Here is a 14981-nt window from a genome sequence, read left to right as displayed (position 1 = left end):
ACAGACCGAAAACCCGACAAAATTATTATATTACAATAAGATGACGAAGATTTTCCGCTTTTGTGACATGGTCGCGAGTCATCGCGACAATACCAGACCGTGCGCATCGCGGTGCAGCTTGAGGTCATGGATCGCCGCCACTGCCGCCAGCGCGTCTTCGGGATCGGACAGGCGGAAGCGCCCGGTCACCTGCAACTCACCCAGCATGGGATCGGCCAGCCGCGCCGGTACCGCCGCGCCGCGATTGAGGTGCGCGATCAGCTGGCGGATCGGAGTGTTGCTGGCGTCGAACCAGCCATCGGCCCAGTCGGGATGCGATCCGGTGATGCCGTCGATCGTGATCGCGTTGCCGCCGCGCAGCGCGATGCCCGAGCCGGCCGACAGCTGCCATTGCCGCCCCGCGCCGGCCCCGACGCTGACCGTCCCGCGATAGACGCGCACGACCGCCTCGCCGTCCAGCCGGTCGATGTCGAATGCGGTGCCGAGCACGCTGACCCGTGCGGTTCCGGCATCGACCGCGAAGCCACGTACACGTTCATGCGCGATGTCGAAAAAGGCCTGGCCGCGTTCGAGCGTCACGTCGCGCGACCAGGGGGTGATCCGCACCGCGATTTGCGCGCCCGGTGCCAGCCGCACGCGCGAGCGATCTGGTAGCGTCACCGCGCGCATCTCCCCCGCCGGGGCGGCATAGCGCAGTGGATCACGGAGCAGCGGCGGCGCGACGATCAGTAGCAGCACCGCTGCCGCGACCGCCGGGATCATCAGCGCCGCGCGCCGCCATAGCCGATGCGCGGCGCCTGGCAGGCGCGGCGCGATGCCGGCTGCATCGGGCGAATCATTCGCTGCCAGCGCCCGGCGCAGCCCGTCCGACTGCCATAGCTGCGCCATCCGCGCATAGCTGTCGACATGGCGCGGATCATCGAGGATCCAGCGATCGAACGCGGCGGCGGTGGTGCTGTCCTGTACCGGCAGCGCCATACGCTGTACCCACAACGCAGCGGCCTCGTCGATCGCGCGAAGATCAGCGGCGATCATGGTAGTTCCCCGATCTCGACCCCGGCTCGGGTCATCGCCCGCCGCAGATCGGCCAGCCCGCGGGTAATATGTTTTTCGACCGCCTTGGGCGTCAGGGAAAGCGCATCGGCAATCTCGCGGCACCCTTGTTGATGCAGGCGGCGGCGCACCAGCACCTCACGGCGCAGCGGCGGCATCGCCCGCAGGCAGCGTTGAAACACGATCATCGCCGCGCGCGAATCGAGCACCCGATCGGGCGACGGCGCATCGCTTTGCCATTCGGCATCGAGGTCGCTGTCGAAGCGACGTTCGCGGCGATAGGTATCGATCAGCAGATTGTCGGCGATGCGGAAGGCAAGCGCCATGATGCTGCCGATCTGCTCGGTCTCGGCGAGCTGCATCAGCCGCGCGAGCACCTCCTGGGCAATATCGTCCGCGACGTCGCCACGCCCGGCGCGATGCTGGACATAGCGCGCCACCGCGCGCCGGATGGCGACCCAGTCGCGCGCGTCATCGTTCGCCACAGGACTGGTTCGTGCCACGCCGCGGCCGGTAACCGCACCATATGACAGTTTGGCGAAGCCTCTGGCGGTCCAGCGTAGTGGGAATCGCGCGGATTACCGCTGCGGCCTACCCCACGAAATTGTCCAATCGCCGCCGAAGTCCGCCGCCGATCGCCTCCCAGCCGTGCACGGCCGAGCCCAGCTTCTCGACCACGCCGACCGGCTCGATGAAGATTGTCGCACGCATCTTATTGGCCATAGTGAAATCCCCCTCTGGCAATGTCGCCAAGCCGCTGCGCCTCGCGCTCAGCGATGGGTCCAGGCGATCACTGCCATCCAGCCATCGATCAGCGCGGTCGAGATGAATTGCAGCAGCCAGAAAAGGAGGACTAGGGCGAGATTTGGGCGCTCGTATTCAGATAGCGCCGAGGTTCTCCATATCCTGCCGCCCCGAGGGTTGAGGCCACCGACCTCTCACACTACTAGAACATCGGGACCAGCAGCGGGGCAGGAGCCTTCTTCCGACGCCTGACGCTCCCAGCACCCTGCGCCCCCGGGCGTGGGGTGCTGTCTCAAACTACTGCAAACGACCCCGTTGCGGACATGACGCTCTTCGTTGATGTCATGACTATCGAAGCCATGCTGGTATTAGGAGCGCTTGCCGGACTTGCTATCGGCATGATTGCGTCGCGCGAGCGGTCTGGTTGCTTGATGCTGCTGGCAATCCCCATCGTCGCGTTTGTGTACGTCTGGATATGGCAGGCGCAGCACCCCGAGAGCCTGCGTTCTACCAGCGCACTAGAATTTGTGTTCGGACCGCTCTGGCCGAGTATTGGTGCCGTCGCAGGCTATGTGCTCGGCAGATTGGGACGCGCGGCAACTCGAAGACCGCCCACGGACAACGGCAGCTAACCACCCACTTGCTGCCGGGGGTGTAGCGCTGCCATGAGCCGCTAGAGCGGCTAGAAGGGAAATCGCGCTGGTCCGCGCTGCCGCACCAGACCTTCATTAAGTAACTGTTTTAATTTGCGAAAATGGTGGACGCACTAGGGCTCGAACCTAGGACCCGCTGATTAAGAGGCGCCGCGTTAAACCATTTTTTATTAGCAATGTCAGTAACCTAGATGCATCCGTGAACTATTCGTATGAACTGTGGGCAACTGCATTTGATCATACCCTACGACGGCCTACGTCACAAACTCACCCACATCATGTGGAGTCGGCTTCGCGCCCTCACGGTGGCATTCAGGCAGCCCCAGATAATTCTAGAACCTGTCTCATCCATGGGGTGGATAGCCGAGCGGGCACTTTGATGCCCGCTTGACGAGGGCAATCTCAATAGGCATGCTCTCCGATATAGGCTAGGGGGGTATCCTATGGGACATCTAACCGAACAGAAGGGCGATTTGCTTGCACGCGTAAAGCGCATTGCGGGGCAGGTTTCCGCCGTGGAGCGCGGGCTCGAACGCGATGCCAATTGCGCCGACATCCTCCACCTCGTCGCCGCCGTGCGCGGAGCGGTGAACGGATTGCTCGATGAAATCGTCATCGACCATCTTCAGGAGCATGTCGCCAAAGCGGGCCTGTCGGACGCTGAGCGAGCAAAGGGCGCGGACGAACTGATGACGGTCATCCGTCGATACGTGAAGTAGGATAATAGTGGGAACTCAACTCGAATTTGATGCTCTCGCACACGACCATGTGTTCCTGGGTTCTTCGCATGACGATAATGCGCGGCGCACGCTGTGGGTTGTCGCGCTCACCAGTGTGATGATGGTCGGAGAGATCGTAGCCGGTTATCTGACCGGCTCTATGGCCCTGCTCGCCGATGGCTTCCATATGGCGACGCACGCAGGTGCGTTGGGCGTGGCCGCAGTAGCGTACGCCTATGCCAAGCGCCACGCGACCGACCGGCGTTACAGCTTTGGTACTGGCAAGGTCGGCGATCTTGCCGGGTTCGCATCGGCGTTGGTGCTGGGGCTTGTCGCGCTAGGCATCGGGACCGAATCCATCCTGCGGCTTTACCAACCGATCCGCGTCGCCTTCAGCGAAGCGACGGTGATCGCCATCGTCGGGTTGGGCGTGAATATCGTCAGCGCATTCCTGTTGTCCGGCGGCCACTCACACGGGCATGGGCATTCGCACGGTCATCACAATCATCATGATCACGTCCATGGATCGGGAGTGAAGAGCCAAGATAATAATCTGCGGTCCGCCTATGCCCACGTTCTCGCAGATGCGCTCACCTCCGTGCTGGCTATCGCCGCGCTTCTTGCCGGTCGTTATCTCGGCTGGGTATGGCTCGACCCGGTCATGGGTATCGTCGGTGCAGTCGTTATCGCGCGATGGTCGTGGTTGCTCATGCGCGATACGGCATCAGTGCTCCTCGACACGACCGATGAGCATGTCGCGGCCGAGGTTCGTGAATTGCTGAATGGTGCTGACGGTGCTCGCATCACTGATCTTCACGTCTGGCGCATCGGACCTGAGGCACATGCTGGCATCGTAAGCGTCGTGGGAAGACCCGGCGTCGATCAGCAGATGATCCGCCAGCGCTTGCGCCCCGTGCACGAACTCGCCCATCTTACGGTTGAAATCCGGTGAAATCGCCCTGTGTTGAAGTCTGCTCGTTCGATGGCCGGACCGGCTGGTGCCGAGCATGTGGGCGTACCAAGCCAGAGTGCCGAAGCTGGAAAAGGCGCGACCCCATCAGCAACGCAAGATAGCCGCCGATTTGCCGAGGCGGCTGTCAAAACTGGCGGCCCGCCCCATTGATTAGAGAAATCGCCTACTAACGCCCTGACTTCTACGCAGGAGCGCGCGAGGGGGACGGTATACCCCCGATGCGAGCCGGGCCGTCTTATTTCCCGTCCGCCATATCTCGGATGAGTGCCGGGGCGACTTTTCATGCCGCCCCGGTGCGTTGTTGTTAGTGCTTTGCAAACAGCGCCTGTTTGCCCAGACCGAACGCCATAACCGAATATGGGTGAGGCCGGCGGCCCGGTACCTCCATCCCCGGCGACCCGAGCGGCATGCCGCCGACTGCAATGCCCTTCATCCCCTTCGGACGCGCGGCAAGGAAGCGCTTGATATCGGCGGCGGGAATGTGGCCCTCGATGACTGCACCGTCGATGATCGCGGTATGGCACGATCCGAGCGCGGGCGGAACGCCGAGCCGCTGCACCAGCGCAGCCCGGTTCGGATTGTCCGAGATCGTCGCCTTGCGCCCGAGCTGCTGCGCGATTTGTTTCGCCCAGACCCCACAGCAGCCGCAGCCGGGGTCGCGGTGTACGATCAGATCGCCTGCGGCGAAGGCGTTGGCCGGTGCGGCGAGCAGGAAAGCGCCGGCGAGCGCGATGCGGAGTGTGACTTTGTGTTTCATCGATACTCTCCTTCTTTGATCAGAACCAGCTGCGCAGGCCGACGAGGAAATTCCAACCGCCGGCCTTTCCGCCGGCCGCGCGGGTGAAATCGGCGGTGTTGCCGAAAGCGCGCTCATAGGTGACGCCAATATAGGGCGCGAACTCGGGGACGATCTGGTAGCGCAGCCGCAGGCCCGCTTCGGCCGAGCTCAACCCCGAACCGATGCCAAGTTCGGGGATGTCCTGCGCCGAGAGCTCGAATTCGACGCTCGGTTGCAGGATCAAGCTTTGGGTGATGCGCTGGTCATATTCGGCCTCGAAGCGCGCGCTGACCTCGCCCTTGTCGGACAGAAAGAGCGAGCCATCGACCTCGAACCAATAGGGGGCGAGCCCTTGGATACCGACCACCGCATAGGTCCGCTCGGGACCGGCGCGAAAGTCGCGCCGTACACCGACTTGGAGATTGAACCAGGGATCGAGCGCGCGGCTGTAGAGCGCCTGGACTTCGACATCGTCGGGACCGCGCCCGTCGAAGCGGCCTTCGCCCTCGGTCTTGAGCCACAGGCGGTTGATGTCGCCACCGTACCAGAGCTGCGCATCCCAGCTATATGTTTCGGTTCCCTTGCCGATGGTGGTTTCGAGCTGGTCGATCAGAATCTGCCCCGCGTTGAGCGCGCCATTCTCCTTGATCAGCAGGCGCCGTGACCGCACCATCTCCTCCTCACCGTAGAAGGCGTCGGTGGCATGGGCGGGGCCGCCTCGCGCCGCCGCTGACGGGCCGGCCACGGGTGGGTCGGACCTCTGCCCCGGCATGGCGTGACCGGCATGAGGATCGTTGGTGGTCGGCATCGGATGTCCAACGTGGCCGTCGTCAGCGGCGGACGTCGAATGCCCCGCATGCGGATCGGTGGTTGGCGACATGTTGTCGACCGGTTTGGCATGCCCGCTATGGTCGACTTCCTGGGCGGAGAGAGCCGGCGCGGGCAAGGCGGCAAGCATCAGGACGGCAAGATATTTCATGCGCCTTCTCCCGCGTGCGGACGGACGGTGACGACGCGGAACATCCCCGCGTGCATGTGCAGCAACAGATGGCAGTGAAAGGCCCAGTCGCCTGGCGCATCGGCGGTCAGATCGAAACTCGCCTTGCCCCCGGGCAACACGTTGATCGTGTGCTTGAGCGGTTGCCGCCCGGTATGCCCATTCACGACTTCGAAAAAATGCCCATGAAGGTGGATCGGGTGCGTCATCATCGTGTGATTGATCAGCGTGATGCGCGCCCGCTCGTTCCGCTCGAAGCGGATCGGCTCGACCCCGTCGCTATATTTCTTGCCGTCGAACGACCACATGAAACGTTCCATGTTGCCCGTCAGATGGATCTCGATCGTTCGCGCCGGCGGGCGCGGATCGGGATTGGGAGTGAGCGAGATGAGGTCGCGATAGGTGAGGACCTTGTGACCCACATTGTCGAGCCCGATGCCGGGGTCGCCCGTGCGGTCGACGGGCGAAAAGGCGATCGCATCGACGCCGACACCGACCGTCACGCTTTCGGGGACCTTCGACTTGTCGCGCATGCTCATCGCGCCATGGTCCATCGCCCCTGCGGCGCCACCCGCCGCCGCACCATGTGCGCCATGATCCATGCCGCCCATGCCCATGTCCTTCATGGTCAGCGTCGGGCGTTCGCGTAGCGGCGGGATCGCAGCCACCATGCCAGGGCGCGGCGCCAAGGTCGCGCAGCCCATACCCGACCGGTCGAGCGATTCGGCGACGACGCTATAGGCCTTGTCCTCGTCTGGCCGGACGATGACATCATAGGTTTCGGCGGTTCCGATCTGGAACTCGTCGACCTCCACTGGCCGGACATTCTGCCCGTCCGCGCCGACCACCGTGAGCTTGAGCCCGGGGATGCGGATGTTGAAGATCGACATCGACGACGCGTTGATGATGCGCAGCCGGACGCGTTCGCCGGGGCGGAACAGCCCGGTCCAATTCTCCTGCGGGCCATGGCCGTTGATCAGATAGGTATAGGTCGTCGCCGACACGTCGGCGATGTCGGCGGGATCCATCCGCATCTTGCCCCATTTGGCGCGCTCCGACGGAGAAAGCCTTTCGCCGGGACCGCCCGCGATCATGCCCGCCAGCGTCTGCTTCTGGCGGTTGAAATAGCCGCCTTCCTGCTTGAGCTTGTTGAACAGCTGGTGCGGATCGAGAAAGGTCCAGTCCGACAGCACGATGACATGCTCGCGGTCGTAACCGATCGGATCGGCGCCTGCGGGGTCGATCACGATCGGGCCATAATGGCCGAGTTGTTCCTGCAATCCCGAATGGCTGTGATACCAATAGGTGCCGCTCTGCTTGACCGGGAATTCATAGGTGAACAGCGAGCGGGCCTTGATCCCGGGGAAGCTGACTCCCGGCACCCCATCCATCTGGAAGGGCAGGATCAGCCCATGCCAGTGGATCGAGGTCTCCTCGTCGAGGGTGTTTTCGACATGCAGACGGACATTCTGTCCCTCGCGAAGCCGGACGAGCGGGGCGGGGAGCACGCCGTTGAGAGTGATCGCACGGCCCGCGCGACCGCCGACCAGGTAGCGGCTGCGCGCGATCTTCAGATGAATATCTTCGCCAGTCAGCGTCGGGAGGGTCGAAAGGATGCCGGGGCTGCCGCTTTGCGCCCAGGCCGGGAAGAGGCTCGAGAGCGAGACTCCGGCTGCGCCGAGCGCACCGGCGCGGAGCAGCATCCGCCGTTCCAGCAATTGTGTCATGTCGATGTCCTTTTGCACGGCGTCGCAAGGGCGCCGCCAAGGGGCGGGCCGCGCCGTATCTTTTTTGGAAAAAGTCCCCCGGGGCGATGGATGCGCCGCCCCGGGGGCTCTTGTTACTTCTTGTCGGGGGTGGCGCCGGGCTTCGCGGGCATGGCGGCGTGCATCTTCTTGCAACGCTCCATCATGTCGGCGTCGGGCTTCATCTTGCCGTTGGCCATCATTGCGGCATGCGCGGGCATCGCCTTGTCGGCCGGCGCAGGCATGTTGTGCCCTGCATGGGTGGTGTCAGCGACTTGCGCAGCAGCGGGTGTTGCAACCGTCAAAGCGGCCGCGATCCAATAGATATTCATGATAATACTCCGAAAAAATGGTGATGGTTCACATCTCGGAGATATTGCGTGGAGGTCGGACCTCGGCGTCGGGTGTGATGCCGGTCAGCCTGGCAGGCGACCCGCTGGTGACTTTCGCGGCAGCCAGGTGAAGCTGCCGGCCGTTTGCGACCGGCAAGAAGCAGAAAGGCACACAGACGCTGACGCAGGCGGCCGACGTGCAGGGTGTTTCCCTGTCATCCATGTCCGGGCAGCTGCTCTCACCTCCCGTTGAGGAACAGGTTGCCATCTGCGCCATGGCCGCGGCGTTCGGCATCGCCAGCGGCGAAACCAGCAGCGCGAGCGCGACAAACAGCGATGCGATCAGCCGCGTCATGCCCGCATACCCGTAACAGGGAAGGCGGGGCCAGGGTGCTGCTCTGCGGCAGGAGTTGGAAGAAACTGTTCGACCTTGTTCATCGCCTGTCGTCTGGGCATCGACGGCAGCATGCGGTCGGCCCTTCCTCTCATGCTATACGCGGGCGCCGACGGCACCCCTCATGACCGGCCCGTTGCGTCCTCGATTTTTCCGGTGCGGATCATTCCGGGCCCCGTGTTCCGTAGGCGAACGGCGCGCGTTGCTGTGCGGCCGGCACGCAGGATTTGCGGCGGCGGCTTTCATGCGGCACGCACCTCCCACGCCTGCCGGCGTGCGAGCTTCCGCAATTCCAATCCTGAGCATGGCGACGTCTCAAGGCACCTTGGCGACCTTCGTGATCGTTCCGCTTCGGCCGTCCCAGCTCATCTCGAACTCCACCTTGTCGTCGGCCTTGAAACCGGCGAGCAGCTTGGGGTCGGCGGCAAATTCCATCTCCATCGGTGGCCATTGCAGTTCGGGGATTTCGCCATGATCGAGCGTGATTTTGCCTGTCTGTGCATTGAGAGCTGTGACCGTGCCGACGCCCTTGCCAAGCATGATCGCGGCGGCCGCGGCCCCGGGGGTCGGCGCGGACGCCGCCTTGTCTGCGGGAACGGTCTTTTGCTCCTGCTTGCCGCAGGCGGCGAGGGTCACCGCGAGTGCAAGGCACGCAGCGATAGACGGTGTCATTTTCATGCCAACTCTCCTTCGGGTCGAACTTGTTTTGCGGTTCTGTCCTGCATCAGCAGATAAGCGGCGGGAATGACCAACATCGAGAGCAACGGCGCGGTCACCATGCCGCCGATCATCGGTGCAGCAATCCGGCTCATGACTTCGGAGCCGGCGCCCGCACCGATCAGGATCGGCAACAGGCCGGCAACGATCACCGCGACGGTCATCGCCTTGGGACGGACGCGGAGCAAGGCGCCGCTGCGGATTGCGGCCGCGATATCGCCACTCGATGCTTCGGGTCCCTGCTCGTCGAGCGCGTGACGAAGGTAGATCAACATCACCACGCCGAATTCGGCAGCGACCCCGGCGAGTGCGATGAACCCGACCCCGGTCGCGACTGAATGATGATAGCCGAGCATATAGAGGATCCAGAAGCCGCCGGTCAGCGCGAACGGCAACGTTCCCATGATCAATGCCGCCTCGCCGAGGCGCCGGAAAATCAGGTACAGCAGCAAGAAGATGATCGCGAGGGTGGCGGGAACGACCAGTTCGAGGCGATCGACCGCGCGCTGGAGATACTCGAACTGACCCGAATAGGCGATGCTGACCCCAGGTGACAGTTTGACCTGCCGACCGATCGCAGCCCGCAAGTCGGAGACAACCGAAGCGAGGTCGCGCCCGCGGACATCGACATAGACCCAGGTCGAGGGGCGGCCATTCTCGCTCTTGAGCATCGGCGGGCCGTCGGCGACCTCGATGCGCGCAAGGCCGCCGAGTGTGATCTGCTGGCCCGAGGGCGTCAGCACCGGAAGTCTCTGTAGACCGCCGATGCTGTCACGCAGTTCGCGGGGATAGCGGACATTGATCGGATAGCGCGCCCGGCCCTCGACGGTCTGTCCGATATTTTCGCCGCCGATCGCGCCCGAGATGATGCTTTGCACATCGGCGATGTTGAGTCCGTAGCGTCCGGCGGCCGCACGGTCGATGTCGATATCGACATAACGCCCGCCGCTCAGCCGCTCGGCAAGCGCCGAGCTCACGCCGGGAACGGACTTCGCTACGCCTTCGATATTGCGCGCGACCTGGTCCAGAGCGCCCAGATCAGCGCCCGAGACCTTGATGCCGATCGGACTCTTGATCCCGGTTGCGAGCATGTCGATACGATTGCGGATCGGCGGCACCCAGATATTGGCGAGTCCCGGCACCTTCACCGTACGGTCGAGTTCCTCGATCAACTTCTCCGGCGTCATGCCCGGTCGCCATTGATCGCGCGGCTTGAACCGGATGGTTGTTTCGAACATCTCGAGCGGAGCCGGGTCTGTCGCGCTCTCGGCGCGGCCTGTCTTGCCGAACACGCTTTGAACCTCGGGCACCGTCTTGATCATGCGGTCGGTTTGCTGGAGCAATTCGGCAGACTTGGCAGCTGACACCCCGGGCAACGCCGAGGGCATGTAGAGCAGGTCGCCTTCGTTCATGGCTGGCAGAAACTCGCCACCCAGCCTGGACGCCGGCCAGGCTGTGGTCGCAAAGACAAGCGCCGCGAGCAGCAGTGTCGTTTTCGGCCATTTGAGCACCCAGTCGATGACGGGACGATAGGCGGCCGTGAGCACGCGGTTGATCGGATTGGCCTGTTCCGACCGGATCCGCCCCCGGATCAGCCATCCCATCAGTATGGGCACCAAGGTTATCGACAGGATCGCGGCGGCGGCCATGGTGTAGGTCTTGGTGAAGGCGAGCGGCGCGAACAGCCGGCCTTCCTGCGCCTGGAGCGTGAACACCGGCACGAACGACAAGGTGATGATCAGCAGGCTGAAGAAGAGGGCCGGTCCAACCTCGATCGCGGCTTGGGTGATGACGGTCCAGCGGGCCGTGCCCTCGAGCCGTTCGTTCGGATGGTCATGCTCCCAGTGTTCGATCCGCTTGTGCGCATTCTCGACCATCACAACCGCTGCATCGACCATAGCCCCGATGGCGATCGCGATGCCCCCCAGCGACATAATATTGGCGTTGACCCCCTGGAACCGCATCACGATGAATGCGGCAAGCACCCCCAGGGGCAGGGTGACGATCGCGACCAGCGCCGATCGTATGTGCCAGAGGAACAGCGCGCACACGATGGCGACGACCAGGAACTCCTCGAGGAGCTTGCGTGATAGATTGTCGATCGCTGCGTCGATCAGCTGCGAGCGGTCATAGGTCGGGACGACCACGACACCTTTGGGCAGGCTATTGCGAAGTTCGGCCAGCTTTGCCTGGACCGCGGTGATCGTCGTCCGCGCGTCGCCGCCCGAGCGCAGGATCACAACGCCGCCAGCCACCTCCCCATCGCCATCGAGCTCGGCAATGCCGCGCCGCATCTCGGGGCCGATCTGGATCGTCGCGACATTGTCCAACGTCACCGGCACCCCGCCCGGCGCGGTTCTGATCGGGATCGTCCGGAAATCGTCGAGTGTCTTCAGGTAGCCCGAGGCGCGAACCATATATTCGGCCTCGCCCATTTCGAGCACCGATCCCCCGCTTTCCTGGTTACCCCGCTGGATCGCTTCGATCACCTGGGCGTGGGTGATGCCAAAACCGGCAAGCTTGGCTGGATCGAGCACGACCTGATATTGCTTCACCATGCCGCCGATACTCGCCACCTCGGCCACGCCGGGCAGGCTCTTGAGCTCGTAGCGCAGAAACCAGTCCTGCAAGCTGCGAAGCTGCGAGAGGTCATGTCTGCCGGTCCGGTCGACCAGCGCATATTCATAGACCCAGCCCACCCCGGTCGCATCGGGGCCGATTGCGCTGCGGGCGCTCTCGGGCAGCCGTCCCTGAACCTGATTGAGATATTCGAGCACGCGGCTGCGTGCCCAATAGAGGTCGGTGCCGTCCTCGAAGATCACATAGACGAAGCTGTCGCCGAAGAAGGAGTAGCCCCGGACCGTCTTCGCTCCCGGGACCGACAGCATCGTTGTCGCGAGCGGATAGGTGATCTGGTTCTCGACGATCTGCGGAGCTTGGCCAGGATAGCTGGTGCGGATGATAACCTGCGTGTCGGAAAGGTCCGGCAAGGCGTCGATCGGCGTCGCGCGCATCGCAACCAGTCCCGCGGCGACAAGTGCGAGCGCGCCAAGCACGACGAAGAAACGGTTGGCGACGGACCAGCGGATAATGCGCGCGATCACCGGCCGGTCTCGCGTGCAATCCGCCGCAGCGTCGGACCTTCCCGCTGCTGGTCGAAGGCGAAGTGGACCCGGTCGCCGACCTTGTAGCCCTGGGCAAGCGCGGGGGCGCCGAGCCTGAAGCGCATCGTCATGGCCGGCCAGCGAAGCGCGGGAACGGGGCCGTGACTGAGCGTGACGCCGGTGCCATCGATTTTCTCGATCCTCCCGACCGCTTCGTAACTGCTTTGCGGCGCCATTGCCGCAGGGGCGGTCATGGGTCGCGCCTTGATGGCCGACAGGCTCGCTTCGGAGTCGAGCAGGAACTGGCCCGAAGCCGCGACTTTCTCGCCTTCCGCCAATCCGGCGAGGATCTCGGTTCGGCCACCCGACTCGATGCCGGCCTGGATCTCGGCGGGCTGATAACGCCCGCCGGGCAGCACGAGCATGACCAGCGTGCGTTTGCCCGTGCGGATCACCGCTTCGGATGGCACCAGCAGCGCGGGACGGTCGCGTCCTCCGAACGAGACCGTAGCGAACATCCCCGGGCGCAGGCGCCCATCGCGATTGGGCAGCTCGATCCGTGCGGTCAGGGTGCGGCTATCGGCTTGCAGGTCGGGTAGGATCGCCGCGACCCGCCCGGAGAAGCGCTCGGTTGGAAAGGCGGCCAGCGTCGCGCTGACCTGCTGCCCCGGCATCAGTTGCGTCGCCATGGCTTCGGGTATGGCTGCGTTGAGCCACACCGTGGCGAGGCCGTTCACCTCTGCGAGCGTTTGCCCCATGGCGAGGGTCATGCCGGAACGCACGTTCAGCGCGCGGACGACACCGGCGCTCGGTGTCGAGACGGTCACGACGGCGTGGGCCTGTCCGCGGCGCTCGACCGCGGCGATCGTGCCCGGCGGCATGCCCAGCAGCGCCAGCCGTTGGCGCGCGGCTCGGGTGAGCGCGGGGTCGCCGGTCCGCCTGACCGCGAGATATTCGGTCTGCGCGCCCGCCCATTCGGGAATGAGAAGGTCGGCAAGCGGAGCACCCGCGGCAACCCGATCGCCGGGCGCACGATCGTAGACCCGCTGCACGAACCCCGGCGCGCGCGCCTGCACGATCGTGACATCGCGCTGGTTGAAGTCGATCACGCCCGTCGCGGTAAGGCTGTTTGCAAGCGATCCGCGCTCGACCATGACGGCGCGCAGGCCGAGATTCTGGGTTCGCGCCGGGTCGATCCTGATCCCGGGGGCCGCGCCAGCCTCGTCGGCATATTTCGGGACGAGCGGCATATCCATGAACGGGGACTTGCCGGGCTTGTCGAACTGTTGGCTGGGGACCATCGGATCGTACCAGTAGAGAACCTTGCGGCCGTCTTCGGCAGCCGTCTTCGGCCACGGTGCCCCGAGCTGGGCGAGGCCATAGCCGACACCGCCCGCGATAAGCGCAATGGCGGCGGCGGCGATTGCCAGCCGGGCGCGCTGCGAGAGTTCGATGGTCATTGGGCATCGCCTTGATAGGAAAGCATGAGCCGGGTCGCGTCGCGGGCGACGGTCGCTTCGCGGTCGAGCATCTGGAGCTCGGCATCGATCAACATCGTATGCGCCTGGATCACTTCGAGCAGGCCTGCGCGTCTCGCGGAGTAGCTCGCAATCTCGAGATCGAGCCGCCGCCGCGCCAGCGGAACCAGCGTATCGCGGGAGCGCAGCCATTGCTCGTGATGCATGAGGTGATCGGCGAGTCCGACCTCAAGATCGGCGGCGAGCGCTCGGCGGACGTCTTCCTGCTCCGCGAATGCCGCGCCGGCGGCCGCGGTGCTTGAGGCGATCATCGGATCCTGGCGCTTCTGTGCGAATAGCGGCAAGCTGACGGTGGCGCCTATCGAGATCATGTTGCCGTAGGCGGGCGCGCGACGCTGGAAGGCGACGTCAAATCCCCAGTCGGGTCGTTTCTCGGCGCGGGCGATTCCGACACCTGCCTCGGCGAGCTGGGAGCGGGCCCGCGCAGCACCCAGGCCGGGATGGCGGTCGAGCGCCGCCCGCAATCCCGCCGGATTGACGGTGAAGTCGGGCAGGGGCGCGACGATGTGCGGATCGGGGTCCCCGGTCCAGCGAGCGAGCGCGGCCCTGCCACGGGCGACTTCCGCCGCCACTTCGGTGCGACGGTCCTCAAGGGCGATGATGGCCTGTCGAATGTCGAGCGACTGCGCCGGCCGTGCCGATCCGGAGGTCACGCCCGATACGGCCGCCGGCGTCAATCGGCCGAGTCTCGCAACCGCGCTATCGACCGCAGCAAGTCTGCGCTCCGCAAAAGCAAGATCGATCCACGCCCGGCCGGTCGCAACCCTGACCCGGCGTTGCTCGGCTGCCCGATCTGCTTCGGCGGCGGATACATCCGCCAGGGCGCGGCCCGTGCGGGCGCGCCTTTTGCCGAGATTGGGGACGTCCTGACTAATGCCGAGGCGCGCCATCGTCATGCTGTCGCCCGCATAGCTAAATGCAGGGGGCCCGGAGACAGGATAGTTGTCGAGACCGATTCCGAGTTTGGGATCGGGCAGTTGGCCCGCGGGTCCGACCGCCGACTGGCGGCTCTCGACCTCGAGCGCGCGAGCGCGAAGCGACGGTGCTTGCGCGACCGCTTGGGCCAGCGCCTGATCGTAGGTCAACGGCCCGCCGAGCGCGGGCGTAGGAAGCCCCGTCAAAAGCGGTGCAAGGAACAGCAAACGCATGCAATCCTCCTGGTCGAAGGGGGCAGGGCGGTTCGGCAAGCAGTGGGCGCATTGGTATCGGCGGCGCAGGGCGCGTGCCGCCGATA

Annotated in this window: 15 protein-coding genes; 4 read left to right on the top strand and 11 right to left on the bottom strand. The window is 64.5% G+C overall.

From position 1 onward, the window contains the following. Positions 1-78: 78 nt before the first annotated feature. Both BDW16_RS02385 and BDW16_RS02380 read right to left on the bottom strand, forming a co-directional pair. Complete coding sequence (locus BDW16_RS02385; protein WP_066577236.1) at positions 79-1035, bottom strand: FecR family protein; 957 nt, start codon at positions 1033-1035, stop codon at positions 79-81. Beyond that, positions 1032-1538 (bottom strand): RNA polymerase sigma factor, encoded by a 507-nt coding sequence (locus BDW16_RS02380; protein WP_066577233.1) that lies wholly within the window; start codon positions 1536-1538, stop codon positions 1032-1034. Before BDW16_RS02380 ends, BDW16_RS02385 begins: the two co-directional genes overlap by 4 nt. Before the next feature lie 582 nt (positions 1539-2120). On the opposite strand from BDW16_RS02380, the gene BDW16_RS02375 reads away from it, so the two are divergent. From BDW16_RS02375 to BDW16_RS21900, 4 genes are all read left to right on the top strand, one after another. Continuing rightward, complete coding sequence (locus BDW16_RS02375; protein WP_241230526.1) at positions 2121-2429, top strand: hypothetical protein; 309 nt, start codon at positions 2121-2123, stop codon at positions 2427-2429. 464 nt (positions 2430-2893) lie between these two features. After that, complete coding sequence (locus tag BDW16_RS02370; protein ID WP_066577230.1) at positions 2894-3169, top strand: metal/formaldehyde-sensitive transcriptional repressor; 276 nt, start codon at positions 2894-2896, stop codon at positions 3167-3169. 7 nt (positions 3170-3176) lie between these two features. Beyond that, positions 3177-4121: a CDF family Co(II)/Ni(II) efflux transporter DmeF gene (dmeF, locus tag BDW16_RS02365; protein ID WP_066577227.1), complete on the top strand. Its 945-nt coding sequence runs from the start codon at positions 3177-3179 to the stop codon at positions 4119-4121. Beyond that, a complete protein-coding gene (locus BDW16_RS21900) occupies positions 4118-4243 on the top strand; it encodes a DUF1289 domain-containing protein (RefSeq protein ID WP_241230527.1) in 126 nt (41 codons plus the stop codon). Before dmeF ends, BDW16_RS21900 begins: the two co-directional genes overlap by 4 nt. A 203-nt stretch (positions 4244-4446) precedes the next feature. Here the strand turns inward: BDW16_RS21900 and BDW16_RS02355 are convergent, their stop codons facing one another. From BDW16_RS02355 to BDW16_RS02315, 9 genes are all read right to left on the bottom strand, one after another. Further along, positions 4447-4899 (bottom strand): DUF411 domain-containing protein, encoded by a 453-nt coding sequence (locus tag BDW16_RS02355; RefSeq protein ID WP_066577224.1) that lies wholly within the window; start codon positions 4897-4899, stop codon positions 4447-4449. Positions 4900-4918: 19 nt separating this feature from the next. Then, the gene (locus tag BDW16_RS02350; RefSeq protein ID WP_066577218.1) at positions 4919-5899 is read right to left on the bottom strand and encodes a copper resistance protein B; all 981 of its coding nucleotides are present in this window, start codon (positions 5897-5899) and stop codon (positions 4919-4921) included. Beyond that, complete coding sequence (locus BDW16_RS02345; RefSeq protein ID WP_066577215.1) at positions 5896-7644, bottom strand: copper resistance system multicopper oxidase; 1749 nt, start codon at positions 7642-7644, stop codon at positions 5896-5898. Before BDW16_RS02345 ends, BDW16_RS02350 begins: the two co-directional genes overlap by 4 nt. Positions 7645-7757: 113 nt before the next feature. Then, the gene (locus tag BDW16_RS02340) at positions 7758-7994 is read right to left on the bottom strand and encodes a hypothetical protein (RefSeq protein WP_066577210.1); all 237 of its coding nucleotides are present in this window, start codon (positions 7992-7994) and stop codon (positions 7758-7760) included. 28 nt (positions 7995-8022) lie between these two features. After that, entirely contained in the window at positions 8023-8349 is a 327-nt protein-coding gene (locus BDW16_RS21230) for a hypothetical protein (RefSeq protein ID WP_157081396.1), read from the bottom strand. A gap of 354 nt (positions 8350-8703) precedes the next feature. Further along, entirely contained in the window at positions 8704-9024 is a 321-nt protein-coding gene (locus BDW16_RS02330; protein ID WP_241230528.1) for a copper-binding protein, read from the bottom strand. A gap of 38 nt (positions 9025-9062) precedes the next feature. Then, entirely contained in the window at positions 9063-12209 is a 3147-nt protein-coding gene (locus tag BDW16_RS02325; RefSeq protein WP_066577202.1) for an efflux RND transporter permease subunit, read from the bottom strand. Continuing rightward, a complete protein-coding gene (locus BDW16_RS02320) occupies positions 12206-13669 on the bottom strand; it encodes an efflux RND transporter periplasmic adaptor subunit (protein ID WP_066577198.1) in 1464 nt (487 codons plus the stop codon). The genes BDW16_RS02325 and BDW16_RS02320 overlap by 4 nt, the downstream gene beginning before the upstream one ends. Beyond that, positions 13666-14895: a TolC family protein gene (locus BDW16_RS02315; RefSeq protein WP_066577196.1), complete on the bottom strand. Its 1230-nt coding sequence runs from the start codon at positions 14893-14895 to the stop codon at positions 13666-13668. Before BDW16_RS02315 ends, BDW16_RS02320 begins: the two co-directional genes overlap by 4 nt. Positions 14896-14981 lie beyond the last annotated feature (86 nt).

It is taken from the genome of Sphingomonas koreensis, assembly GCF_002797435.1.
Classification (GTDB): Bacteria; Pseudomonadota; Alphaproteobacteria; order Sphingomonadales; family Sphingomonadaceae; genus Sphingomonas; species Sphingomonas koreensis.
The sequence above is the reverse complement of the archived record's forward strand: the minus strand, read 5'-3'. Positions and strand labels throughout refer to the sequence as shown.